The organism is Stenotrophomonas sp. YJH_SMC_110 (assembly GCF_059369255.1).
Genome location: NZ_JCAFSM010000010.1, coordinates 51,163 through 73,532, shown reverse-complemented (window position 1 = coordinate 73,532; position 22,370 = coordinate 51,163). Strand labels below are relative to the sequence as shown.

Here is a 22,370-nt window from a genome sequence, read left to right as displayed (position 1 = left end):
AACCCCCGGCCTGGCCGGGGGTTCTGCGTTGTGGGGCGCGGCTCTACAACGAACGGCGCTGCGGTTTTTGCACTTGCGGCGGCGTTCCGGCCTCCACTTGTGAATCAGGATCAACAGTGTTTTCCCGGGCCGAGGCTTAATCCGGCGCAGCAAAGCGCGCAGGCTACGCACTCCCGATTCCCGCCCCCCAGGAAACCCCCCATGAATTCCAGAGCCGCCTTGCTGGCGCTTGCCGTTGGCGCCTTCGCCATTGGAACCACCGAATTTGCCCCGATGGGCCTGTTGCCGGTCATCGCCGACGGCGTGGGGGTTGGCATCCCCACCGCCGGCATGCTGATCACCGCCTACGCCGTGGGCGTGATGCTGGGCGCGCCGGTGATGACCCTGCTGATGGGCCGTTTCGGCAAGCGCACCGCGCTGATGCTGCTGATGTCCATCTTCGTGGTCGGCAACCTGCTGTCCGCGCTGGCGCCGAACTACGGGCTGCTGCTGCTGTCGCGCCTGGTCACCAGCCTCAACCACGGCGCCTTCTTCGGCATCGGTGCGGTGGTCGCCGCCAGCCTGGTGCCGAAGGAAAAGCAGGCTGCCGCCGTGGCCACCATGTTCATGGGCCTGACCATCGCCAACATCGGCGGCGTGCCGCTGGCGACCTGGGTCGGCCAGCAGCTGGGCTGGCGCCTGTCCTTCGCCGGTACTGCGGCGCTGGGCCTGATCGCAATCACCGCGCTGGGCTTCGCGCTGCCGGCATCTGCACCGGGGCCGCGCCCGGACGTGCGCCGCGAACTGAAGGCGATCCTGCAGCCGCCGGTGCTGCTGGCGATGGCCACCACCGTGCTCGGCGCCGGTGCCATGTTCACCCTCTATACCTACGTCGCACCGGTGCTGACCGAATTGACCGGCGCCTCCAATACCTTCATCGCGATCTCGCTGGCGCTGATCGGCATCGGCTTCACCCTCGGCAACGGCATCGGTGGGCGCATGGCCGACTGGTCGCTGGATGGCGCCACACGGATCCTGCTGGCCGTCCTGGCGGTGCTGATGTTCGTGCTGCCGCTGGCCTTCATGAGCCACGCCACCGCCGCCCTCGGTGTGCTGCTGTTCGGCGCGGCGACCTTCGCCCTCGTACCGCCGCTGCAGATCCGGGTGATGCAGGCGGCCAGCGAGGCGCCGGGCCTGGCGTCGTCGATCAACGTCGGTGCGTTCAACCTGGGCAATGCGGTGGGTGCGGCGCTGGGCGGTGCGGTGATCAGCTCGGGCCTGGGCTATGCCGCGATTCCGGTGGCCGGTGGCCTGCTGGCGGCATCGGGCCTGCTGCTGGCGTGGCTGGGGCGTCCCCGCACCGCGGTGGCTGAGGCCTGCTGAGGGGAGAGGGTTTACGGCAGGGCTTGCAGCCCTGCACCCGCCGAATCAACGTCAACGGCAAAAGCCTGCATTCCGTGGGTTGGCGGGGTGGGTCCGGTTGAGGGGGACGCTGCAAGTACGTCCATGTAAGCTCGGTCGCCGCATCCATGCGGCTCACGCCCCCTCAACCGGACCCACCCCGCCTTCGACAGATTCCCGCGATCTGTCGTAACGGCGCCCCGCTCTGGTAGGTGTCGACCTTGGTCGACACGAATGCCTGAAGAACCGGCTTTTGCTTTTGATTTTTTCTTTTGATCCTCCCGCGGTGTGCAGGAAATTGTCCGTGGCCGGGAGGGTGGGTTGGCTGGGGGCGTGAGCCGCATGGATGCGGCGACCGAGCTTACACGGACGTACTGGCAGCGCCCCCCAGCCAACCCACCCTCCCGGCCGACCCCGATAACGCTTCCTCGCCACCCACCGCGGAGGGGGCGGTGCCCGATGGCCGGTCTTTCACCCGAACCGTGGCATGCTCGGTGCCAAGCCCACCCGGAACCTCCGCCATGCGCCTGTTCACCCGTGTCCTGCCCCTGATGCTGCTGGCCTCCCTGCTGTCCGGCTGCGGCTACAACGCCATCCAGCAGAAGGATGAGGCGGTCAAGGCCAGCTGGTCTGAGGTGCTCAACCAGTACAAGCGCCGCGCCGATCTGGTGCCCAACCTGGTGCAGACGGTGAAGGGCTTTGCCAGCCAGGAAGAGCGCGTGCTGACCGAAGTCACCAACGCCCGTTCGCGCGTCGGCCAGATCAACGTCAACGCCGACGACGAAGCCTCGCTCAAGCAGTTCCAGCAGGCCCAGGGTGAACTCGGCAGCGCACTGTCGCGGCTGCTGGTGGTCACCGAGAACTACCCGGTGCTGAAGTCCGACCAGAACTTCCGCGACCTGCAGGCCCAGCTGGAAGGCACCGAAAACCGCATCACGGTTGCGCGCGGCCGCTACATCCAGCAGGTGCAGGACTACAACACCTACATCCGTTCGTTCCCGCAGGTGATCACCGCCAAGATCTTCGGCTACAAGACCAAGCCGAACTTCACGGTGGACAACGAAGCGCAGATTTCCAACGCGCCAGCGGTCGATTTCGGCAACGCGCAGCAGCAGCCGGCACCGCAGCCGGGTCACTGACCGATGCGCCTGGCCACTGCGCTGCTGGCCCTGCTGCTGTGGCTGCCGTTGGCAACGCAGGCACAGCCGCTGGCGCCGATTCCTGCGCTGGACTCGCCGGTGGTCGATACCACCGGCACGCTGGACGCCACGCAGAAGCAGGCGCTGGTGCGGCAGGCGATCGAGCTGCAGCAGCGCAAAGGCAGCCAGCTGCAGGTGCTGGTGGTGCCCACCACCCAGCCGGAGGACATCGCGCAATACACCACGCGGGTCTTCGACCAATGGCAGATCGGCCGCAAGGGCGTGGATGACGGCGTGCTGCTGGTGGTGGCCAAGGATGACCGGCGCGTGCGCATCGAGCCGGGCTACGGCCTTGAAGGCGCCATTCCCGATGCCATCGCCAACCGGGTGATCCAGGAATACCTGGTCCCGCGCTTCCGCAGCGGCGACTATGCCGGCGGCATCACCGATGCCACGGCGGTGCTGGTCAAGCTGATCGACGGCGAACCGCTGCCGGCACCGGTCAGCGGCCATCGCGGGCGCGAGCCCGGTGGTGGTGGCGATACCTGGTTCCTGGCGCTGTTCATCGGCGTGTTCGCTGGCAGCATCCTGCGCGGGGTCTTCTCGCGCGTGCCGCGTCCGCTGCGCGGCCTGCTCGGCGGCGCGGGTGCGGCGCTGGCAGCATTCCTGTTCACCTCCACGCTGCTGGCCAGTGGCCTGGCCGGCGTGGTCGGCCTGATCGTGGCGATGCTGTCCGGCCACCCGGGTCGCTTTGCCGGCGGTGGCGGTTGGGGCGGTGGCAGCTGGGGTGGCGGAGGCGGTTTCGGCGGGGGCGGTGGATTCGGTGGTGGTGGTGGCTGGGGCGGTGGCGGCGGCCGTTCCGGTGGCGGTGGCGCTTCGGGAGGCTGGTGATGATCCAACGTCTGTTCCGCCATGTATTCTCGCCCTCGGTGCGGCGTGCCTTCCCGCCGGCCACATTGCAGGCGATCACCGAGGCCATCGCGGCCGGTGAGCAGCGCCACGGTGGGCAGGTGATGTTCGCGGTGGAAGCGGACCTGCCGCTGGGTGCGCTGTGGCACAGGGTGACCCCGCGCCAGGCCGCCGAGCATGCCTTTGCGCGCCTGCGAACCTGGGATACCGCCCACAACAACGGCGTACTGATCTACCTGCTGCTGGCCGATCACGCGATCGAGATCGTTGCCGACCGTGGCCTGCACGGCCGGGTCAGCCCGGCGCAGTGGCAGCGGGTCTGCACCCACCTGCGCGAGGGCCTGCGCGGCGCCCATCCGGTCGAGGCATTGCAGGATGCCATCGACGAGGTCTCCAGCCTGATCGAAGGGCACTTTCCGGCCTCGATGCGGTCCGAGCATGACGCGTTGCCTGACGCGCCCCAGATCCTGGACTGAACCCTGATCTGCGGCGTGGTCCTCCGCCCGTGCCGGCCCCGGCCCCGGGCGGGGCAGGGACGCTAAAATACCCGTACTCCCGCCAGGCGTTTTCCATGATCTATTTCCACGACATCGACCCCATCGCCCTTTCGCTGGGGCCGATCAAGGTGCACTGGTACGGCATCATGTACCTGCTCGGCTTCACCGCAGCGTGGCTGCTGGGCCGCACGCGCATTGCCGCGGGGCGCCTGCCGGGCGTCGATGCCAACGGCTTCTCCGACCTGCTGTTCTACGCCATGCTCGGCGTGGTGCTGGGCGGGCGCATCGGCTACATGCTGTTCTACGCGCTGGGCGATTTCCTGCACAACCCGCTGCTGCTGTTCAAGGTGTGGGACGGCGGCATGAGCTTCCACGGTGGCCTGCTCGGCGTGCTGGGCGCCTGCTGGTGGTGGTCGCGCAAGCACAAGCTGCATTTCTTCGACACCATGGATTTCATGGCGCCGCTGGTGCCACTGGGCCTGGGCTTCGGCCGCATCGGCAACTTCATCGGCGCCGAGCTGTGGGGCAAGTACACCGACGGGACCTGGGGCGTGGTGTTCCCGTCCGGCCTGCCGGCCCCGCTGAACCAGCTCGACCACGCGACGCTGCAGGCGCAGTTCGCCACCGGCGCATTGAACCCGTACGCCCGCCATCCGTCGCAGCTGTATGAAGCGTTCCTGGAAGGCCTGGTGATGTTCGTGGTGCTGTGGGCGGTGTCGGCCAAGCCGCGCCACCGCTACCTGGTGGGTGGCCTGTTCGCGTTGATGTACGGCCTGTTCCGCTTCGCGGTGGAGTTCGTGCGCATGCCGGACAACGGCGTCTACGTGGCCTTCGACTGGCTGACCCGTGGCCAGATCCTCAGCCTGCCGCTGATCGCCTTCGGCCTGGTGCTGCTGGTGATGTCGCGCCGCGCGCCGGTGCTGCAGCCGCAGTTGCCGGTGGCTGCCGAGGGCAAGCCATGAAGCCCTACCTGGACCTGCTGGCGCACGTGCTCGAGCATGGCGCCGAGAAGAATGATCGCACCGGTACCGGCACCCGCAGCGTGTTCGGCTGGCAGATGCGCTTCGACCTCACCGAAGGCTTTCCGCTGGTCACCACCAAGAAACTGCACCTGCGCTCGATCATCCACGAGCTGCTGTGGTTCCTGAAGGGCGACACCAACATCGGCTACCTGAAGGACAACCAGGTGCGCATCTGGGACGAGTGGGCCGACGAGAACGGCGACCTCGGCCCGGTCTACGGCAAGCAGTGGCGCAGCTGGGCCACCGCCGACGGCCGCCAGATCGACCAGATGCAGTGGCTTGTGGACGAGATCAAGCGCAACCCCGATTCGCGCCGGCTGGTGGTCAGTGCCTGGAATGTGGGCGAGCTTTCGCAGATGGCGCTGATGCCATGCCATAACCTGTTCCAGTTCTACGTGGTGGACGGCAAGCTCAGCTGCCAGCTGTACCAGCGCAGCGGTGACATCTTCCTTGGCGTTCCGTTCAACATCGCCAGCTACGCGCTGCTGACCCACATGGTGGCGCAGGCCACCGGCCTGGGCGTGGGCGACTTCGTGCACACGCTGGGCGATGCGCACCTCTACTCGAACCACTTCGAGCAGGCCCGCGAGCAGCTGTCGCGCGCGCCGCGCGCGCTGCCGAAGCTGTGGTTGAACCCGGAGGTGACCGACCTGTTCGGCTTCCAGTTCGACGACATCCGCATCGACGGCTACGACCCGCACCCGGCGATCAAGGCGCCGGTGGCGGTATGAGCGCCCTGAAGCTGTCGATGATCGTGGCGCTGGACGGCAACCGTGGCATCGGCCAGGGCAATGCCATGCCCTGGCATCTGCCGGATGACTTCAAGCACTTCAAGGCGCTCACCCTGGGCAAGCCGATCCTGATGGGGCGCAAGACGGCCGAGTCGATCGGCCGCGTGCTGCCGGGGCGGACCAACCTCGTACTGACCCGCAGCGGCCAGGTGCCGTTCGAGGGCATGCGTGCGGTGGCGTCGCTGGACGAGGCGAAGGCGATTGCCGAAGGCGAGGGCGCCAGCGAGCTGTGCATCATCGGCGGCGGCGAGATCTTCCACCAGTTGCTGGACCAGGCCAGTGACCTGTACCTGACCTGGGTCGATGCCGAAGTCCCCGCCGATACCCATTTCCCCGAAGTGGACGTGCAGGACTGGCAGGAAGTGAGCAGCGAGCCGCACCCGGCCGACGAACGGCACGCCTACGCGTTCCGCTTCGTGCACTACGTGCGCCGCTGATCGCGGAAATACCAACGAAAACACCGACGGGGTAGAGTCGACTGTTGGTCGACTGCTCTCGGCGGTCACCCGAAAAACCCGCGCTGCGCGCGATAGTCGACTAACAGTCGACTCTACCGGGACTGTCGCTACGGCATCCGGTAATGCCCGATGATCGCGTGCTGGAACAGCAGGTTCTCTTCGCGCGTGCCGCGCGCGATGTTGTGCAGCACCAGCGGTGTGCCATTGGCCAGGCGCCGGTCAGAAACGATGCCCACGTGCAGCAGGCCGTTGCCATTGAGCTTCCAGGCAACGATGTCGCCGGCCGCGTAGTCGGCGGCGAGGGCCGTGACCGGTTGCTGCCAGCCCTGGCGCTCGAACCAGCGCATCAGGTTCGGTACACGACGATGATCGATGTTGCGGTCCGGCCGTGACAGGCCCCAGATCGCCGGATAGGCACTGAAACTGCCGCGCATGTCCTCATGCACGCGTACCTGCAGGTCCAGGCCCAGATCGCGCAGGGCGCGCACCACCACGTCCGTGCACACGCCGCGATCCAGTGGCACGTCGCCGCCAGGATAGGCCAGTACCTGGTAAGCAGGATCGTAACGGGTGGTGACGCCGACCTGCGCGCGGGCTGCGGCCACCAGTGGCGGCGAAGGGGCCTGCGGCTGCGTCGGCGCATGTGCAGCACCATCCGCAGCCGTGGGAGCAGGCGGCGAGCCGGGCTGGCAGCCGCTGGCCAGGGCCAGCGTCAGCAGCACCGTCCCTGGTGCCCAGCCGCGCCGCGTCACGCCTGCGGCGGGGGACTGTTGTGGGTGCCGCCACCCGCGCCGCCCCCTCCGCCACCACGACGGCGACGGCGGCGTGGGCCACGGTTGCCCGGGGTGGCAGCGGCGTTGCCGCCCTGTTCCTTGCCCTGCGTCGCAGCGCCGGGGCGCTCGTGCGCCGGTCGCGCCGGCGGGCGGGCGTTGGGCACGGGTGCCGGTACGTCGCGGCCCGGAACCTGCACTACGCGCAGCTCGTCGGTATCAAGCTGGAGCGCGGTCAGCTTGCCGCCCCAGACCGCGCCAGTGTCGATGGCGTGCACGCCCTGGGTGATGGTCAGGCCCAGCGCCGACCAGTGGCCGCAGACGACCTTGAGGTCGCGCTCGACCCGGCCGGGCACTTCGAACCAGGGATACAGCCCCTGTTCCTGCGTGCCCGGCGTGCCCTTGTCCTCGATGCCGATGCGCCCCCGCGGGGTGCAGTAGCGCATGCGGGTGAGCACGTTGATGATCGCGCGCGAGCGGTCGTAACCGGACAGGTTCGGGGCCCAGCTCGGCTTGTCGCCGTACATGTTGCGGAACAGCTTGCGGTAGCCGGCGCCATGCAGTTGCACCTCGACCTCGGCGGCATGCTTCTCGGCCATCTGCGTGGTCCACTTCGGCGCCAGGCCGGCGTGCACCATCATCCAGCCCAGCTCGCGGTCCACGTGCACCAGCTTCTGCAGGCGCAGCCAGTCCAGCAGTTCGTCGCGGTCCTCGGCCTGCACGATGCGCAGCAGGTCCGGGTTGACCTTGCGCTGTTCCTCTTCGGTACGCGAACCGACGGCCAGCAGCGAAAGATCATGGTTGCCCAGCACCACCACGCTGTGCTCGCGCAGCGAGTGCACCAGCCGCAGCGTTTCCAGCGACTGCCCGCCGCGGTTGACCAGGTCGCCGCAGAACCACAGGGTGTCCTGCGCCGGGTCGAAGCGGATCTTCTCCAGCAATCGCTGGGTGACGTCATAGCAGCCCTGCAGGTCGCCGATCGCCCACACACTCATCGTTCGGCCTCCGTGTCAGTGCAGGGTACGCGGCACGGCCAGCACGAAGGGTGCGACCGGCGCGGCAAATTCGGTGCCATCGTCGGCGACCATGTCGTAGTGCCCCTGCATGGTCCCGTGATCGGTCCCCAGCATGACACCGGACGTGTAACGGAAGTCTTCACCGGGGCGCAGCCGCGGCTGCTCGCCGATCACCCCGTCGCCATCGACATGCTCGACACGACCATTGGCATCGGTGATGCGCCAGTGGCGCGCGACCAGGCGTGCCGCGACCCGCCCCTGGTTGTGGATGCGGATCGTGTAGGCGAACGCAAAGCGACCGTCTTCCGGCGCGGATTGATCGTCGAGGAAGCGCGGCGCGACTTCGACGGAGATGGCATAAACGTCAGCGTCTTCCATACCGGCAGTGTAATCAGGAGGCATTGGCCAAAGCGATGAATTCGGCCACGTCCAGCTGTTCGGCGCGGGCATCGGGACGCACGCCGGCGGCGATGAACTGCTCGGCGGACACCACGTTGTTCAGGGCATTGCGCAGGGTCTTGCGGCGCTGCCCGAAGGCGGCCTTGACCACCTCGGCGAAGCGCTTGTGGTCGTTGATGTTGATCGCGGCCGGGTCACGCGGCACCAGACGCACCACGGCCGAATCGACCTTCGGCGGCGGCCGGAACGCGCCCGGCGGCACCACGAACAGCGAGGTCACCTGGCAGTAGGCCTGCAGCATCACGCTGAGGCGGCCATACACCTTGCTGCCGGGGCCGGCTGCCATGCGGTCGACCACTTCCTTCTGCAGCATGAAGTGCATGTCGCGGATGACCGCGGCATGCTCCAGCGCATGGAACAGGATCGGCGAGGAGATGTTGTAGGGCAGGTTGCCGACCAGGCGGATCGGCTGGCCGGCAGCCAGTTCGGTGAAGTCCACGCGCAGCACGTCGCGATGAACGATGGTCAGCTCGCCCAGCGGCTCGGCGGCGGCGGTCAGCGGCGCGATCAGGTCGCGGTCGAACTCGATCACCGTCAGCGTGGGGTGCACGCGCAGCAGCGGCAGGGTGATCGCGCCCTGGCCAGGGCCGATCTCGACCAGGCGGTCGCCGTCTTTCGGGTTGACCGCCATCACGATCTTGTCGATGTAGTGGCGGTCGGCCAGGAAATGCTGGCCAAGCTGCTTCTTGGCCGGTGCGGTGAACACCGGGCCGGAGGGGGAATGCGGGGAATTCATGCGCCCAGTGTACGTTGCCGCGCAAGCTGCGCACACAGCGTCGTTGCCGCCTGCAGGCTGGAGGGATCGGCGATGCCGCGGCCGGCCAGCTCCAGCGCGGTGCCATGGTCCACCGCCACGCGCGGATAGGGCAGGCCCAGGGTCAGGTTCACCGCCTGTTCGAAGCCGGAATATTTCAGTACCGGCAGGCCCTGGTCGTGGTACATCGCCAGCACGGTGTCGAAGCCGGCCAGCTTGGCGGGCAGGAAGGCGGTATCGGCCGGCAGCGGCCCGACCAGGTCCATGCCCTCCGCGCGCAGGCGCTGCAGCAGCGGGATGACCAGATCCAGTTCTTCGCGGCCCAGGTGGCCATCTTCGCCGGCGTGCGGGTTCAGGCCGAGCACGGCGATGCGCGGCGCAGGCAGGCCGAACTCACGGCGCAGTGCGGCGTGCACCGTGCGCAGCGTGTGCTCCAGGCCGGGCGCGGTGATCGCATCGGCCACCTCGCGCAGCGGCAGGTGGGTGGTGGCCAGGGCCACGCGCACGATGTGGTTGGCCAGCATCATCACCACCTTTACCCCGGCCTGGTCGGCCAGCAGTTCAGTGGTGCCGCTGTAGGCGATGCCGCCTTCATTGATGACCGCCTTGTGCACCGGGCCGGTCACAACACCGTGCAGTTCGCCGGACAGGCAGGCCTGGCCGGCGCCGAGCAGCGCGCCGATGACCGCGCCGGCATTGGCCGGATCGGCCTGGCCGAAGCGGCTGGGCGCAGCGTTGCGGACAGCGCGCAGGCGCAGATCGCCGGGGGCGCGTGCTTCGGCGTCCTCGGGCAGCAGCTGCAGGGGCAGGTTCAGCGCGGCCGCGGCCGCGTGCAGGGTGTCCGGATCGGCGAAGGCCAGCAGCCGGCAATCTTCACGCGGCTGCTGGACGAGGCGGACACATAGCTCCGGGCCGATCCCGGCGGGCTCGCCCGGTACCAGAGCGAGCTCGGGGCGCATCGGTCAGGACTGCGGCGGGGTGGCGGTGTTTTCCGCGCGGTCGCCGCTGCGGAAGCTGACGTAGGCTTCGCCACGCAGTTCCTGCAGGAAGCGGTTGTACTCGTCTTCCAGCTTGCGGCGGCCGATGGTCTCGCGGACCTGGGCACGCTGGTTGTCGGTGGTCACGTCGGTCTGGCGGGTCGCCACGCGCTGCACGATGTGCCAACCGGCATCGGTACGGAACGGCTGGCTGACGCCACCGTCCTGGAGACCTTCCACCTGCTGGCCGAAGGCCGGACCGAACGCGTCGGCCGGGAACCAGCCCAGGTCACCGCCCTGGCCCTTGCTGTTGTTGTCCTCGGAGGACTCCTTGGCAACGGTCTGGAACTCGGCACCACCGGCGATGCGGGCACGCAGGGTGTCGATCTTGGCCTTGGCGGCGGCGTCGGTCTGGTGGTCGTCCACGCGCACCAGGATATGGCGGCCGTGGAATTCGGTGACCGTATGCTCACCGGCGGCGGCGGAGCTGGCGTCACGCACTTCCACCAGCTTCAGCAGCTGGAAGCCGCTCGGGCCACGGATCGGGCCGACCACTTCGCCGGGCTTCATCTTTTCCATCATCTGGGCAAAGGCCTGCGGGATTTCATCCAGGCTGCGCCAGCCCAGGTCGCCGCCTTCCAGTGCATTCGGGCTGTCCGAATAGCGCACGGCCGCTGCGTTGAAGTCCAGCTCGCCCTTGTCCAGCAGGGTCTTCACACCATCGGCCTTCTTCTGGCCGGTGGCGATCTGGTCAGCGTTGGCGCCGTCGGGCAGGGCGATCAGGATGTGCGCCAGGTGGTACTGGTTGCCCACCGTGGCCTGCTGCTTCAGCGCGGCGTCGACTTCACCCTCGCTGACGCTGATGCGGCTCTGCGCGAAGCTCTGGCGCAGGCGCTGCACGGTGATCTCATCACGCACCGAAGCGCGGAAATCGTTGAAGTCGATGCCGTCATGGGCCAGGCGCTGGCGCAGGGCGTCCAGGTTGGACCCATTCTGCTGGGCGATGGAGTTCATCGCCTGGTTCAGCTCCTGGTCGCTGACCCGGATGCCGCTGCCCTGGGCGCGGGCCACCTGCAGCTTGACCAGCACCAGGCGCTCGAGCACCTGGCGGCTGAGCACGTCTTCCGGCGGCAGCTGGTTTTCACGGCCGGCGTACTGCGCCTTGATGTTGGCGATCGCACGCTGGAGCTCGCTCTGCAGGATCACGTCCTCATCGACGACGGCGGCGATGCGGTCAAGCGGCTGCGCCTCCTGGGCAAGCACCTGCAGGGGGGCGGACACGCTGGACACCGCCAGCAGCGAGGCGAGAAGAACGGGGAAGCGCTTGGTCATGGGATCAGGTTCGGATCGTAGTCATCCCGGGTCGCCCCGGTGTTGCTCGGCGGCACGAGATAGAGGTCGTCGCGGTTGTAGCCGAGGATAGCACGGCGCAGGGTACGGTCCGTGTCCTGGCCCAGGGAGCTCAGGCCCTTGAGCACGAACTCCAGCTGGATGGCGTTGTTCATCTCGCCTTCGCGGTTGCGGACGTAGCGGCGGGCGACCGCACGCACGGCCAGGCAGCAGCTGTCCCACTGGACGCCGGCGATGATCTCCAGCGGTTCCTTGTCCTGCAGCGAGTAGTAGTAGCGGCCGACCAGGCTCCAGCGCGCATTCAGCGGGTACAGGAACGACAGGTCGGCCTGTTCCAGCAGCGTGCGGTCATGCTTGTTGGCGGTGGCCGGGGCGCCGGAGTTGATGCGGTAACGGTAGCTGAGGTTGATCACGCCATCGTTGGGCATCAGGTAGCGGGCGCGGACGCTGGCCAGATCCTCGCGCTTGTACTTGGGGTCCCACTGGTAGGTGGCACCCAGGGTCCAACGGTCGTTGATCATGTAGTTGCCGTCAGCGATCCACGCCGACTTGCCCTTCTCCACCGGCGCGCCACCCGGGGTGACGGTCACCCGCGATTCGTCGAAGTACTGGATCTGGCCGATGGAGGCCGAGAAGCGTTCCTTGCCGGTGGTCTGGTCGATGAAGCGGGTGCTCAGCGCCATGGTCAGCTGGTTGGCGTCGTTCTGGCGATCGGCGCCGGTATAGCGAGAATCGCGGAACAGCTGGCCCCAGCTGAAGGTGAAGTCGCGGGTGTCGAAGATCGGCAGCTCGTCCTGATCGCGGTAGGGCGTGCGCAGGTAGAACAGGCGCGGTTCCAGGGTCTGCAGGAAGGACTTGCCACCGATGCGGGTCTCGCGATCGAAGAACAGGCCGGCGTCGATGCTGCCGATCGGCAGGCTGCGGCTGGGCGAGGTGTTGCCGCGCAGCTGTTCCGGTGTGGCGGTGTTCGGGTCGATGCCCTGCGAACGCAGGATCTGGCCGCGGATGCCGTTCACGCCATCAACCAGGCCACGGTCCAGCTGGTAACCGGTATAGCGGTAGGCCAGGGTCGGCGTGACATACCAGGCCGCGCCGCTGATCGGGAACGACACGTAGGGTTTGACATCCAGCCGCGAGCCGCCGCTGACACCGATGCCGTCGGTCTGACGGTTGCCGTTGCGGGTGTACTGCAGGTCCGGTCCCGCATCAGCGCCGTACTTGAAGTTGATGTCGTCGTGGGTGAAACGCACGGCTTCGGCGTAGATGCCGGTTTCCAGCCACGGCAGGACCGGCTTGTCCCAGTTGAGATACAGGCGCGGCTGGCGGTTGTAGGCCAGCGCACCCTCGTTGAGGGTGTAGTCGGTCAGCTGCCAGCGGTCGGCCATGATGCCGGCCGTCCAGTTCCTGCCAGTGCCGTACAGGCCGATGGTGCTCTGCAGGTTCGACGCGGTGACCCCCACCAGGCGGTTGGCGAAGTCTTCCACATAGCGTTCGTCGCTGACCCAGGCCAGGTTGGCGCGGGCCTGCCAGTGGTCGTCGAGGTTGTGGTAGCCGCCGAACATCACCCGGCCGCGGTCGCGGTCGCGCAGTTTGTCGTTGGGCATGAACGCGGTCAGCAGTTCGCCGCGGCCGCCGTTGTAGAGGTAGCGGAATTCGTTGTCGAGCATCAGGCCGCGCCGGCTCATGTAGCGCGGGGTCAACGTGTCGTCGTAGTTCGGCGCCAGGTTGAAGTAGATCGGCTGTGCGTAATCGAAACCGTTGCGGCCGGACATGCCCAGCTGCGGGAACAGCAGGCCGGTCTTGCGGCGGTCGTCGATCGGGAACTTGAAGTACGGCGCCCACAGCACCGGCACCTTGCCGATGCGAAGCACGGCGTTGCGGGCGGTACCGAAGCCTTCGTCGTTGTCCACTTCGATCTGCGGCGCCGACAGCTTCCACACCGGCTGCGACGGGTCGCAGGTGGTGTAGGTGGAGCGGTGCATCTGGCCGACCGCGCCCTGCAGGTCGACCGATTCGGCATCGCCGTTGCCGCGGCGCGACACCAGCTGGTACTTGATGTCGGTGATCTTGTGGGTGTCGCTTTCCTGGTTGCCCTCGGCGCGCTTGGCGACCATGCGGATCGAGGAGTCCTGGTAGCGGACATTGCCGTCGGCGATGTAGTTGCCGGTCTCGGTATCGAAGCTGAGCTTGTCGGTGCCGACGAACTGGTCGCCACGGCGCAGGGCCACGTTGCCTTCGTACTGCGGCACGGTTGTGGTGCCCAGCAGCTGGTCACCCTCGATGTCGGTCGGCTGCTGCTCGCGCGCGGCGCTGGCGGCGGCCTTGTCCTGCCCCGGGACCGGGACCGGGACAGGGGCATCGGTGAACGCGGGAATCACGTCGGTAGCCGGGCACAGGCCCCAGTTGAGCGGCTTTTCATCGGCCATTGCCGGCAGGCAGATGGCGATGCTCAGAGGCAGGGGAAGCAGGCGGAGGGCTCGGCGCACGCGGTTCGGATTCGGGCGAAAACGGACGGTAGCTTGCCCCATCCCTTGCATAGGGGCAATGAAGGGCGTCGGATCCTGCCGGTTCGGGTTCATCCGGAGACGCTCCCCGGTGGGGGGGACAGCAGGGCCCGGACATGGGCCACGCTGCACTCGGCAAGGGCCTGCAGGTCATAGCCGCCTTCCAGCATCGAGACCACCCGGCCGGCCGCATGGCGGCGCGCCAGCGCATGCAGTTCGCGGGTGATCCAGGCGAAATCGTCGGTTTCCAGCATCAGGTCGGCCTGCGGATCGCGCAGGTGGGCATCGAAGCCGGCCGAAATCAGCAGCAGCTGCGGCCGGAAGTCGTCGATGGCCGGCAGCATCTCGTCGGCCCACACATTGCGGAAGCGGAAACCGCCGCTGCCGGGGGGCAGCAGGATGTTCATCAGGTTGCCGGCACCGCGGTCGCGGCGCAGGCCGGAGTTGGGGAACAGCCCGGCCTGGTGGGTGCTGTAGTACGAGACCCGGGCGTCGTGCTGGAAGATGTCCTGGGTGCCGTTGCCATGGTGGACATCGAAATCGACCACCGCGATCCGCTCCAGGCCATGACGGTCACGGGCGTAGGCGGCGGCGATGGCGATGTTGTTGAGCAGGCAGAAGCCCATCGCAGTGCTGCTGGTGGCGTGGTGGCCCGGTGGCCGCACCGCGCAGAACGCCAGCGGGTCCTCGCCCAGCATCACCGCATCTACCGCCGCCACGCCGGCGCCGGCGGCATGCACGGCGGCACTGGCCGAGCCGGGCGAGGTCCAGGTGTCCATGTCCAGCTGTCGCAGCGGCGCGGTCTGCGGCTGCAGCACGAAGTCGAGCAGGGCGCTGTCGTGGACCCGGGTCAGTTCGCCGAACTTGGCCGGCGGCGCCTCGCGCCAGTCCAGCTGGCCGGGGAAGGCGGCGTGCAGGGCATCGAGCACATGCTGCAGGCGTTGCGGGCACTCCGGATGGCCAGGGCCGGGGTCATGCAGCAGGCAGGACGGATGGGTGAAGACCAGCATCGTGCCGACTCAGCGCTGGCGCTGCTGTGGCTGCCACAGCGCTTCGCCATGGCCATCGGCACGGGCCAGCACCCGGGCCAGCACGAACAACAGGTCCGACAGCCGGTTGAGGTACTGCAGTGCCTCGCTGCGCACGGCGTCGTGGCGGGCCAGGGTGACCGTCTCGCGCTCGGCCCGGCGGACGATGGTGCGCGCCAGGTGGCAGCGTGCGGCGGCCTCGCCACCGGCTGGCAGGATGAATTCCTTCAACATCGGCAGGCTGGCGTTGTAGTGATCCAGCTGCTGTTCCAGTGCCGACACATCGGCGGCGTGGATCGCGGCGTGGCCGGGGATGCACAGTTCGGCGCCCAGGTCGAACAGCTGGTGCTGCAGATGCACCACCAGCGCGCGCACGTCTTCGGGCAGCGCCGTGGCCAGCAGCAGGCCGAGTGCGGCATTGGCTTCGTCGACAGTGCCGTAGGACGCCACGCGGGCATCATCCTTGGCCACGCGCTGGCCGTCGCCAAGGCCGGTACTGCCGTCGTCGCCGGTGCGGGTATAGATGCGCGAGAGGCGATGACCCATGGCGCGGCTCAGTGCCGGATGTCGCGGCGGGCCTGCTGGAGCTTCAGTACCTGCTCCACGGCCAGCTGCAGGGCGGAGGCCAGCGCCACGTAGATGGCGGTGGTGCGCAGGTACGGCCCGAACCACTGTGCGTAGTTCTGTGCCCAGCCGGCCAGCGTCGGCTCGGCCACGTTGCGGCTGGTCCAGTAGAAGCCGCCCTGCGCGAGCAGGTGACAGACCGCCACCGAGGCCACCAGCAGCAGCGCGCCCTTGGCCAGTACTGGCCAGCGTGCCCCCTGGTAGTTGCGGCCCAGCAGCATGCCGCCGGCCCACAGCGAGAAATACGCCGGCAGCAGCAGCCAGTAACCCGGCGACACGCAGTAGTGCTGCCAGAAATCCAGGCCGCTGCTGCGGATCACGATCCAGTCCACCAGCACCGCGAACACCATCAGCAGCGGGAACGCCCAGCGGGTCCAGCCAGCCAGGTAGAAGCCGCCGATGAAGAACACCGCCCAGGAGGCATCCGGGATCGCCGCGAAGTGGTTGACCCGGGTCGCCGCCAGCAACAGCACGAGTACGGACAGGACGAAGGCACGGTTGGCGGTGGCGGACATGGCAGCGGGCCCGGAGCGGATTCAGGTTTCATTCTAGCCCGCCGCGCCGGTTGGCGCAGGTCGGGGGCTGTTGGGTGTCCGGGCGGGGCGAGCGCGTATCATGAACACCATGAGTGAACGACATGACGTGCTGATCGTCGGTGGCGGCCTGGTCGGTGCCAGCCTGGCCATTGCCCTGGACCGGTTGGGCCGCGACGTGGGCCTGCTCGAAGCCAGCCCGGCCGGCGAGCTGCCGGCGGTGTTCGACCAGCGCAACCTCAGTTTCGCCGCGGCGACCGTCAACGCGCTGACCGCGTTGGGGGTCATGCAGAAGCTGGCGATGGCGCCGGGCCCGATCCGCCGCATCCATGTCAGCCGCGCCGGCGATTTCGGCCGCGTGCAGCTGGAGGCTTCCGACTACGACCGGCCGTGGTTCGGCCAGGTGGTTGTCGCGCGTGACTTCGGCCAGGCGCTGGAAGCGCGCCTGCAGGAGCTGCCGCAGCTGCGGCGCTACCGGCCGATGCGGTTCCTGGGCCTGGGCGAGGTGGTCGACGGCTACCGCCAGGTGCGGGTGGCCGACGAGACCGGCGAGCGCGTACTGCTGGCACGGCTGGTGGTCGGTGCCGATGGCACGACCAGCGGTGTGCGTGGCGCGCTGGGCATCGAGGTCGACCGGCATGATTTCCAGCAGACCCTGTTCGTGGCCCGCGTGCGCAGCCAGCGCGCGCCGGATGGCACGGCCTGGGAGCGCTTCACCGATACCGGCCCGACCGCCCTGCTGCCGCGCGGCGACCGCCACTTCGGCACCGTGCACGGCGTGGCGCGGGACCAGGCCGATGCGGTGATGGCGCTGGACGATGCGGCCTGGCTGCAGCGCCTGCAGGATGCGATCGGCTGGCGTGCCGGCCGCCTGCTCGAATCCGGTCCACGCAGCGCTTATCCGCTCATCCAGGTGCTGGCGCGCGCATTGGCCGGTGAACGCACGGTGCTGCTGGGCAATGCCGCGCAGACCATCCACCCGCTGGGTGCGCAGGGCTTCAACCTGGGCCTGCGCGATGCGCTGACCCTGGCCGAACTGCTGGAGGATGCGCACGAGGATGCCGGCAGCGATGTGCTGCTGCAGGCCTATGTTGCGCGCCGCCAGGAAGACCGACGGCAGACGGTGGCGTTCTCGGGTGGCCTGGCACGGCTGACCAGCAATCCGGCACCGCTGATGCGGCCGCTGCGCAGCCTCGGCCTGGTGGCCGCGCAACGCGCCTCGGTGCAGTCGATGCTGGTCGGTGGCGCGATGGGCTTCCGCGGCGAAGTGCCGCGCCTGTGCCGCGGAGAAGCCGCATGAGCCGGCGCATGCGCCTTGATGTGGCCATCGTCGGTGGTGGCGTGGTCGGTGCCGCGTGCGCGCTGGCGCTGGCCGATGCCGGCCTGTCGGTTGCGCTGGTGGAAGGTCGTGAGCCCGCGCCGTGGCAGGCCGCACAGCCTGACCTGCGCGTGTTCGCCTTCGCTGCTGACAACGTTCAGCTGCTGAACCGCCTCGGTGTGTGGCCGGCGATCGCGCAGGCCCGTGCCTGGCCCTATCGGCGCATGCAGGTGTGGGATGCGGCCGGTGGCGAAGATCTGCTGTTCGATGCCGATCGCTTCGGCCGTCGTGAACTGGGCTACATCGTCGAGAACGGCCTGCTGCAGGATCGCCTGTGGGCGGCGTTGCCGGCGGCGGGTGTGCAGCTGCACTGCCCGGCACGGGTGGACGCGCTGGAGCAGGACGAGGAGGGCGTGCGCCTGCGCCTGGATGACGGGCGTCGCCTGGAAGCGGCGTTGGCAGTGGCCGCCGACGGCGCCGAATCGACCCTGCGCCAACTGGCCGGGATCGAGGTTGAAAAGCATGACTACCACCAGCGTGGCGTGGTGGCCTACGTGGACAGCGATCTTCCCAACCAGGCCACCGCCTGGCAGCGTTTCCTGCCGGGCGGGCCGCTGGCGTTGCTGCCGGTGGCCGAGCGCCGCAGCTCGATCGTCTGGACCCTGCCCGAGGACGAGGCGGCACGTGTGCTGGCCTTGGACGAGGACGCCTTCAACCGGGAACTGACCCGCGCCTTCGCCGCACGGCTGGGTGAGCTGCGACTGGCGTCACCGCGTGCGGCCTTCCCGCTGCGTCGCCAACTGGCCCGTCACTACGTGGCCGGCCGCGTGCTGGCATTGGGTGATGCCGCGCATGTGGTGCATCCGCTGGCCGGGCAGGGCGTGAACCTGGGCCTGCGCGATGTCGCCGCCCTGCAGCAGTGGCTGGCGCCGTCGGCCGAGCGCCGTGGCCAGCCGCGGCTGTCGCCGCAGCGCCTGCAGCGCTGGGCACGCGAACGGCGCAGCGACAACCAGATCGCCGCCTACAGCTTCGATGCGATCAACCGCCTGTTCTCCAACGACGAGATGCACCTGACCCTGGCCCGTGGCCGCGCGCTGGGCTGTGTCGGCAAATGGCCGCCGCTGGTACAGGCGTTCTGGAAGCGCGCCGCCGGCGTCTGAAGCAAAAAGGGGACGGAGGGGATTAAGTCGTTTGTGCACATACGACTTAATCCCCTCCGTCCCCTTTTTCAATCCACCAGCCAGCCGGCCAGGTCGGTGCGGTCCAGCTTGCCGCGGTGCCTGCGGTCCAGCGAATTGAATTCGTCGGCCAGCGCCGGATTGGCCTGTGCTTCCTCGCGGCTGATGAAGCCGTCGCCATTCACATCCAGCGCGGCGAAATGGATGCGGTACTGGCCGACCACGCTGCTCGGTTCCAGCGAACGCACGGTCACCTGCGCCTCGCCGGCCGGCTGCGGAATCTCGACGCTGCCGCTGACCCGGCCGGCATCCAGCGGCTGCTGGCGGATCGCGCCGCCGGTGGGGCCCAGCGGCTGGCTCTGCGCCGGCGTGGACGGGCCGTGCTGGGCGATGGCCGGTACCGAGGCCAGCAGGATGGTCAACAGCAGGGCAGCACGCGGAAGGTTCATGACAGGCTCCTTGCCAGAGGGTACCGGGAGCGTACTCCCGGCAACCTGTGCCGCCGATGACGGATCAGCGCAGCGGCGAAGCCAGCACGGTGATCTCTTCACGATCGTGATAGAGCTGCTTGGCGCGGACCACCAGCGGCTTGCCGGCCTGGTCCTGGAACAGGTCCAGGCACAGCCGGGTTTCGTCCCAGCGCTTCTTCATCGGCAGTTTCAGATTGAAGATCGCATGCCGGCACCAGCCCTCGCGGAACCAGGTGGCCATGCGTTCGGCCACGCGGCGCGGCTGCTCGACCATGTCGCAGACCATCCAGTCCAGCGGCTGTTCCGGGTGCCAGTGGAAGCCATCGGCGCGCAGGTGCTCGACCAGTCCGGTGTCCAGCACGTGCTGGCGCAGCGGGCCGTTGTCGATGCTCAGCACGTGCATGTGCTGGCGGGTCAGCACCCAGGTCCAGCCGCCGGGTGCGGCGCCGAGGTCGGCCGCACGCATGCCGGGCTTGGCCAGCGCCTCGCGTTCTTCCGGCGTCAGCAGGGTCAGCAGCGCCTCGTCCAGCTTCAGCGCCGAACGCGAAGGCGCCTCGGGCAGCAGCTTCAGGCGCGGGATGCCCAGCGCCCACGGTGCGCTGTCGGCCGGGTCGGCCACGCAGACGAAGGCATGGGTGCCATCGACGAACACCACATGCAGGCGCGGCAGGCGGTTGTTCGGCTTATCAGTGAGCTTGCCGGCCTTGCGCAGCGCCGGGCGCAGTGCATTGCCGAAGGCACGGGCCAGACCGGACAGTGGCTTGCCGGCGTCCGAATCGGGGTGTTCCACCCACAGGTCGCCGAAGCGCGGCGCATCGGCCAGCACTTCCAGCATCGGGGTGATCCGGTCCGCCGGGTCCAGCTGCGGCAGTTCGGCCAGCACCACCAGCTTCTGCCGCGCGAAGATCAGCTCGCGCCAGCGCAGGCGCGGCGCCAGCGCGGCGGCTTCGTCGCACATGAAAAGCACGTAGCCGTCATTGCGCTGGGTGCGCGCATAGCCGGCGAAACCGGCTTCACCGGCGCGGAACTGCAGCTCGCCGGCCAGCTCGGGCTCGAAGCCCTGCCGGCACAGGCACAGCAGGCCGATGCCGGTTTCAGTAACGGGCGCCATCGCTTTCCCCATAGGCACGCAGCACGCTGCGCGCGGCGTCGCGGTTCAGGCCTTGCACCACTTCGATGCCGCGCTTGTTGAGCTCGCCCACCCAGTCGGCCGGCAGCGGGCCTTCATCGAACGGGGTCAGTTCCTCGACGTCGGCCGAGTTGGCACCGATCAGCAGGCGGTCGATGCCGGCCCACACGGTGGCGCCGTAGCACTGGCAGCACGGCTGCGAGCTGGTGGCCAGGGTGACCGGCGACAGCACCGCGTTCAGGCGCGGGGTCTGCAGGCGCTGCTGGGCCAGCATGTAGGCCATGTTCTCGGCATGCGCCAGCGAGGTCGCGTGCGGCATCACCCGGTTCACGCCGGCGGCGATGACCTTGTCGTCCGGTCCGAACACCACCGCACCGAACGGACCGCCACTGGCGTGCTCGACGTTCAGCCGCGACAGCTCGATCGCCAGCGCGACCTTGGCCTCATCGCCCGGATATCGACGATCCAGGTCGATCTGGTCGTGGATCCAGGCGGGAAGGGTCAGGTGGACTTGCGCGTACAGCATCGCGGGGGTGCCTCGTGTGGGATGGGAAAAAGTGCGGTTGCTTGGGGAAACCGGCGCGCAGTGTAGCCGCACCGGCCTGTACCGCGCGTGGGCCGGGCTCAGCCCGGCGAGTCGGTGCGGATCACCACGTACTGCTTGCGGAATTCCAGCCCGGCCTGCGGCCAACTGGCAGCATAGGCGCGCAGCAGGGGCAGGGCGGCGGCGAAGTCGTGGCCGTTGACCCGGCAATCGGCCTCGCACAGGCCGTCGGCATCGCGCGAGGCGAACAGGCGGATGGCGAGGAAATGGCGGGCTTTCAGCAGCTCGTCGAAGGCCTCCATGCTGCGGGTGAACAGGCAGCAGGGGCAGGAGCCATGATCGTCTTCGCTGCAGGTGGAGGCATCCACGTCCTGTGCACGGTAGTGCGCCAACGGCCCCAGCACCACGGTGCGCTGATGTTCCTCACCCTCGTCGCCGACCGGATAGGTCAGGCCCATCATCGGCAGGCCCTGTGCGTCTTGGGCGCCGATCGCGGTCTGCAGGGTCACCAGGTCCACCCGGGCCCAGGCCTGGAAGCCGGACAACAGCGATGCCTGCTCATCGGCACCATTTGCGTGCTGGTACTCGAACAGGCCATCGGCGAACAACTGCGGATGCTGGCTTTCAATGACGGTGGAGGTCTGCCAGCCGCCTTTGTCGCGCGCCTGCGCGGCCATTGCATGCGGGGTCAGGCGCAGGCCGCTGTCGAGCAGCAGCGCGTTGCCGTCGATGCGGCTGGCGGTGCCGGTGTCCTGCAGGGCCTGCTGCAACAGCGGGAGGAGGGCGGTGGCGCTCGTGGTCATGTCAGGCCTGTGGATGGATGGGGCGGAACATCCAGGCAGGGCCTGGGGCTAGCGGTCGAGTGCGTCGAGCTCGGCGCGATATCGCTGCGCGTCGGATTGCTGCTGCGGGTCGTTGCCGTGGTCGCGCAGCCAGCTTTCCAGTTCGCGGCGATAGTCGGCGCGGAACTCGGCATTGCCCGGGCTGAAGTGCAGCTTGCGCGCCGCCACTTCCACCCGCTCGCGCGCGCTGGCCCGGGCCTGGGCGATGCCGTGCGGTGACTCGTTGGTGAGGATGACGATGTTGCGCGGGAAGCCCGGCGTGCACTTGACCACGAACGGCTGGTCGCGCGCCGGGATGCGGATGGCGTTTTCCAGCGGCCACAGCGAAGCGGTATTGGTGTGGAACACCACGTCCACGTCGCGCCCCTCGGCCGTGCGCAGCACCGCTTCGTAGCGCCAGATGTACTGTTCGTTGAGCGTGGAGCTGGTCCGCTCGGCCTTGACGATCACCGCTTCACCACGCTCGCCCACCACGTTGAGGAAGGCGGCGTTGAGGAAGTGGCCGAGGAACATGTTGAGCATCGCCAGCGGGAACACCACGATGGCGTAGCCCGGAAGGCGCCGCCACCACGAGACCAGCCCGGCCAGCACCATTGCTGCAAAGAACGTCAGCAGCGGATGCTGCGAGATGAACCAGAGCAGGACGGAAAGGGCGGTGATCATCGTCGCGGTCGCGCG

Annotated in this window: 24 protein-coding genes; 9 read left to right on the top strand and 15 right to left on the bottom strand. The window is 68.4% G+C overall.

Translation table 11 applies throughout. The features are described 5' to 3' along the window. Positions 1-201 precede the first annotated feature (201 nt). From AC5P6H_RS17110 to AC5P6H_RS17080, 7 genes are all read left to right on the top strand, one after another. Positions 202-1,362 carry an MFS transporter gene (locus AC5P6H_RS17110; protein ID WP_014645977.1) on the top strand — a complete coding sequence of 387 codons (1,161 nt, stop codon included), beginning with the start codon at positions 202-204 and terminating at the stop codon, positions 1,360-1,362. A gap of 539 nt (positions 1,363-1,901) precedes the next feature. Beyond that, positions 1,902-2,519, top strand: a complete 618-nt coding sequence (locus tag AC5P6H_RS17105) for a LemA family protein (protein WP_032960128.1) — start codon at positions 1,902-1,904, stop codon at positions 2,517-2,519. Between the two features lie 3 nt (positions 2,520-2,522). Continuing rightward, positions 2,523-3,410: a TPM domain-containing protein gene (locus AC5P6H_RS17100; protein ID WP_495202908.1), complete on the top strand. Its 888-nt coding sequence runs from the start codon at positions 2,523-2,525 to the stop codon at positions 3,408-3,410. Further along, a complete protein-coding gene (locus tag AC5P6H_RS17095; RefSeq protein ID WP_180835740.1) occupies positions 3,410-3,904 on the top strand; it encodes a TPM domain-containing protein in 495 nt (164 codons plus the stop codon). The genes AC5P6H_RS17100 and AC5P6H_RS17095 overlap by 1 nt, the downstream gene beginning before the upstream one ends. Positions 3,905-3,999: 95 nt before the next feature. Beyond that, positions 4,000-4,887, top strand: coding sequence for a prolipoprotein diacylglyceryl transferase (lgt, locus tag AC5P6H_RS17090; protein WP_046428907.1), 888 nt, complete (start codon positions 4,000-4,002; stop codon positions 4,885-4,887). Next, on the top strand, positions 4,884-5,678 hold the full coding sequence (locus AC5P6H_RS17085; protein ID WP_495202907.1) for a thymidylate synthase: 795 nt from the start codon (positions 4,884-4,886) through the stop codon (positions 5,676-5,678). The genes lgt and AC5P6H_RS17085 overlap by 4 nt, the downstream gene beginning before the upstream one ends. Before the next feature lie 5 nt (positions 5,679-5,683). Continuing rightward, positions 5,684-6,175 (top strand): dihydrofolate reductase, encoded by a 492-nt coding sequence (locus AC5P6H_RS17080; protein ID WP_495202923.1) that lies wholly within the window; start codon positions 5,684-5,686, stop codon positions 6,173-6,175. Between the two features lie 128 nt (positions 6,176-6,303). Here the strand turns inward: AC5P6H_RS17080 and AC5P6H_RS17075 are convergent, their stop codons facing one another. From AC5P6H_RS17075 to AC5P6H_RS17030, 10 genes are all read right to left on the bottom strand, one after another. Then, the gene (locus AC5P6H_RS17075; RefSeq protein WP_049440156.1) at positions 6,304-6,948 is read right to left on the bottom strand and encodes a DUF1287 domain-containing protein; all 645 of its coding nucleotides are present in this window, start codon (positions 6,946-6,948) and stop codon (positions 6,304-6,306) included. Continuing rightward, positions 6,945-7,961 carry a symmetrical bis(5'-nucleosyl)-tetraphosphatase gene (locus AC5P6H_RS17070; RefSeq protein ID WP_014645985.1) on the bottom strand — a complete coding sequence of 339 codons (1,017 nt, stop codon included), beginning with the start codon at positions 7,959-7,961 and terminating at the stop codon, positions 6,945-6,947. The genes AC5P6H_RS17075 and AC5P6H_RS17070 overlap by 4 nt, the downstream gene beginning before the upstream one ends. A 15-nt stretch (positions 7,962-7,976) precedes the next feature. Next, entirely contained in the window at positions 7,977-8,360 is a 384-nt protein-coding gene (gene apaG / locus AC5P6H_RS17065; RefSeq protein WP_008268668.1) for a Co2+/Mg2+ efflux facilitator ApaG/CorD, read from the bottom strand. A gap of 13 nt (positions 8,361-8,373) precedes the next feature. Further along, complete coding sequence (gene rsmA, locus AC5P6H_RS17060) at positions 8,374-9,177, bottom strand: 16S rRNA (adenine(1518)-N(6)/adenine(1519)-N(6))-dimethyltransferase RsmA (protein WP_014645986.1); 804 nt, start codon at positions 9,175-9,177, stop codon at positions 8,374-8,376. Then, positions 9,174-10,154, bottom strand: a complete 981-nt coding sequence (gene pdxA / locus AC5P6H_RS17055) for a 4-hydroxythreonine-4-phosphate dehydrogenase PdxA (RefSeq protein ID WP_046428925.1) — start codon at positions 10,152-10,154, stop codon at positions 9,174-9,176. Before pdxA ends, rsmA begins: the two co-directional genes overlap by 4 nt. A gap of 3 nt (positions 10,155-10,157) precedes the next feature. Further along, positions 10,158-11,504, bottom strand: coding sequence for a peptidylprolyl isomerase (locus AC5P6H_RS17050; RefSeq protein WP_032959016.1), 1,347 nt, complete (start codon positions 11,502-11,504; stop codon positions 10,158-10,160). Further along, on the bottom strand, positions 11,501-14,008 hold the full coding sequence (gene lptD / locus AC5P6H_RS17045) for an LPS-assembly protein LptD (RefSeq protein ID WP_495202906.1): 2,508 nt from the start codon (positions 14,006-14,008) through the stop codon (positions 11,501-11,503). The genes AC5P6H_RS17050 and lptD overlap by 4 nt, the downstream gene beginning before the upstream one ends. 89 nt (positions 14,009-14,097) lie before the next feature. After that, on the bottom strand, positions 14,098-15,036 hold the full coding sequence (locus tag AC5P6H_RS17040) for a histone deacetylase family protein (protein ID WP_032959020.1): 939 nt from the start codon (positions 15,034-15,036) through the stop codon (positions 14,098-14,100). A gap of 9 nt (positions 15,037-15,045) precedes the next feature. Next, a complete protein-coding gene (locus AC5P6H_RS17035) occupies positions 15,046-15,600 on the bottom strand; it encodes a cob(I)yrinic acid a,c-diamide adenosyltransferase (RefSeq protein WP_049404150.1) in 555 nt (184 codons plus the stop codon). An 8-nt stretch (positions 15,601-15,608) separates the two neighbouring features. Then, positions 15,609-16,193 (bottom strand): hypothetical protein, encoded by a 585-nt coding sequence (locus AC5P6H_RS17030; RefSeq protein ID WP_053495544.1) that lies wholly within the window; start codon positions 16,191-16,193, stop codon positions 15,609-15,611. A 109-nt stretch (positions 16,194-16,302) separates the two neighbouring features. On the opposite strand from AC5P6H_RS17030, the gene ubiH reads away from it, so the two are divergent. Continuing rightward, a complete protein-coding gene (gene ubiH, locus AC5P6H_RS17025) occupies positions 16,303-17,511 on the top strand; it encodes a 2-octaprenyl-6-methoxyphenyl hydroxylase (protein ID WP_014645993.1) in 1,209 nt (402 codons plus the stop codon). Further along, positions 17,508-18,689 carry a UbiH/UbiF family hydroxylase gene (locus AC5P6H_RS17020; protein WP_126411748.1) on the top strand — a complete coding sequence of 394 codons (1,182 nt, stop codon included), beginning with the start codon at positions 17,508-17,510 and terminating at the stop codon, positions 18,687-18,689. Before ubiH ends, AC5P6H_RS17020 begins: the two co-directional genes overlap by 4 nt. 68 nt (positions 18,690-18,757) lie before the next feature. Here the strand turns inward: AC5P6H_RS17020 and AC5P6H_RS17015 are convergent, their stop codons facing one another. The 5 genes from AC5P6H_RS17015 to AC5P6H_RS16995 all read right to left on the bottom strand — a co-directional run bounded on the left by AC5P6H_RS17015 (position 18,758) and on the right by AC5P6H_RS16995 (position 22,355). Next, on the bottom strand, positions 18,758-19,156 hold the full coding sequence (locus tag AC5P6H_RS17015) for an EF-hand domain-containing protein (RefSeq protein WP_100449356.1): 399 nt from the start codon (positions 19,154-19,156) through the stop codon (positions 18,758-18,760). Between the two features lie 64 nt (positions 19,157-19,220). Then, positions 19,221-20,288 (bottom strand): 23S rRNA (cytidine(2498)-2'-O)-methyltransferase RlmM, encoded by a 1,068-nt coding sequence (gene rlmM / locus AC5P6H_RS17010; RefSeq protein WP_046428937.1) that lies wholly within the window; start codon positions 20,286-20,288, stop codon positions 19,221-19,223. Then, entirely contained in the window at positions 20,272-20,832 is a 561-nt protein-coding gene (locus tag AC5P6H_RS17005; protein ID WP_004154307.1) for a nucleoside deaminase, read from the bottom strand. The genes rlmM and AC5P6H_RS17005 overlap by 17 nt, the downstream gene beginning before the upstream one ends. Positions 20,833-20,930: 98 nt before the next feature. After that, positions 20,931-21,653 (bottom strand): DUF6348 family protein, encoded by a 723-nt coding sequence (locus tag AC5P6H_RS17000; protein ID WP_126411749.1) that lies wholly within the window; start codon positions 21,651-21,653, stop codon positions 20,931-20,933. A gap of 48 nt (positions 21,654-21,701) precedes the next feature. Beyond that, complete coding sequence (locus tag AC5P6H_RS16995) at positions 21,702-22,355, bottom strand: hypothetical protein (RefSeq protein ID WP_495202905.1); 654 nt, start codon at positions 22,353-22,355, stop codon at positions 21,702-21,704. Positions 22,356-22,370 lie beyond the last annotated feature (15 nt).

Bases quoted from the DNA above. Each gene is read 5' to 3' on its own strand.
- AC5P6H_RS17110 (WP_014645977.1), top strand. From the start codon at position 202: ATGAATTCCAGAGCCGCCTTGCTGGCGCTTGCCGTTGGCGCCTTCGCC.
- AC5P6H_RS17105 (WP_032960128.1), top strand. From the start codon at position 1,902: ATGCGCCTGTTCACCCGTGTCCTGCCCCTGATGCTGCTGGCCTCCCTG.
- AC5P6H_RS17100 (WP_495202908.1), top strand. From the start codon at position 2,523: ATGCGCCTGGCCACTGCGCTGCTGGCCCTGCTGCTGTGGCTGCCGTTG.
- AC5P6H_RS17095 (WP_180835740.1), top strand. From the start codon at position 3,410: ATGATCCAACGTCTGTTCCGCCATGTATTCTCGCCCTCGGTGCGGCGT.
- lgt (WP_046428907.1), top strand. From the start codon at position 4,000: ATGATCTATTTCCACGACATCGACCCCATCGCCCTTTCGCTGGGGCCG.
- AC5P6H_RS17085 (WP_495202907.1), top strand. From the start codon at position 4,884: ATGAAGCCCTACCTGGACCTGCTGGCGCACGTGCTCGAGCATGGCGCC.
- AC5P6H_RS17070 (WP_014645985.1), bottom strand. From the start codon at position 7,961: ATGAGTGTGTGGGCGATCGGCGACCTGCAGGGCTGCTATGACGTCACC.
- apaG (WP_008268668.1), bottom strand. From the start codon at position 8,360: ATGGAAGACGCTGACGTTTATGCCATCTCCGTCGAAGTCGCGCCGCGC.
- rsmA (WP_014645986.1), bottom strand. From the start codon at position 9,177: ATGAATTCCCCGCATTCCCCCTCCGGCCCGGTGTTCACCGCACCGGCC.
- pdxA (WP_046428925.1), bottom strand. From the start codon at position 10,154: ATGCGCCCCGAGCTCGCTCTGGTACCGGGCGAGCCCGCCGGGATCGGC.
- AC5P6H_RS17050 (WP_032959016.1), bottom strand. From the start codon at position 11,504: ATGACCAAGCGCTTCCCCGTTCTTCTCGCCTCGCTGCTGGCGGTGTCC.
- AC5P6H_RS17040 (WP_032959020.1), bottom strand. From the start codon at position 15,036: ATGCTGGTCTTCACCCATCCGTCCTGCCTGCTGCATGACCCCGGCCCT.
- AC5P6H_RS17035 (WP_049404150.1), bottom strand. From the start codon at position 15,600: ATGGGTCATCGCCTCTCGCGCATCTATACCCGCACCGGCGACGACGGC.
- AC5P6H_RS17030 (WP_053495544.1), bottom strand. From the start codon at position 16,193: ATGTCCGCCACCGCCAACCGTGCCTTCGTCCTGTCCGTACTCGTGCTG.
- ubiH (WP_014645993.1), top strand. From the start codon at position 16,303: ATGAGTGAACGACATGACGTGCTGATCGTCGGTGGCGGCCTGGTCGGT.
- AC5P6H_RS17020 (WP_126411748.1), top strand. From the start codon at position 17,508: ATGAGCCGGCGCATGCGCCTTGATGTGGCCATCGTCGGTGGTGGCGTG.
- AC5P6H_RS17015 (WP_100449356.1), bottom strand. From the start codon at position 19,156: ATGAACCTTCCGCGTGCTGCCCTGCTGTTGACCATCCTGCTGGCCTCG.
- rlmM (WP_046428937.1), bottom strand. From the start codon at position 20,288: ATGGCGCCCGTTACTGAAACCGGCATCGGCCTGCTGTGCCTGTGCCGG.
- AC5P6H_RS17005 (WP_004154307.1), bottom strand. From the start codon at position 20,832: ATGCTGTACGCGCAAGTCCACCTGACCCTTCCCGCCTGGATCCACGAC.
- AC5P6H_RS17000 (WP_126411749.1), bottom strand. From the start codon at position 21,653: ATGACCACGAGCGCCACCGCCCTCCTCCCGCTGTTGCAGCAGGCCCTG.
- AC5P6H_RS16995 (WP_495202905.1), bottom strand. From the start codon at position 22,355: ATGATCACCGCCCTTTCCGTCCTGCTCTGGTTCATCTCGCAGCATCCG.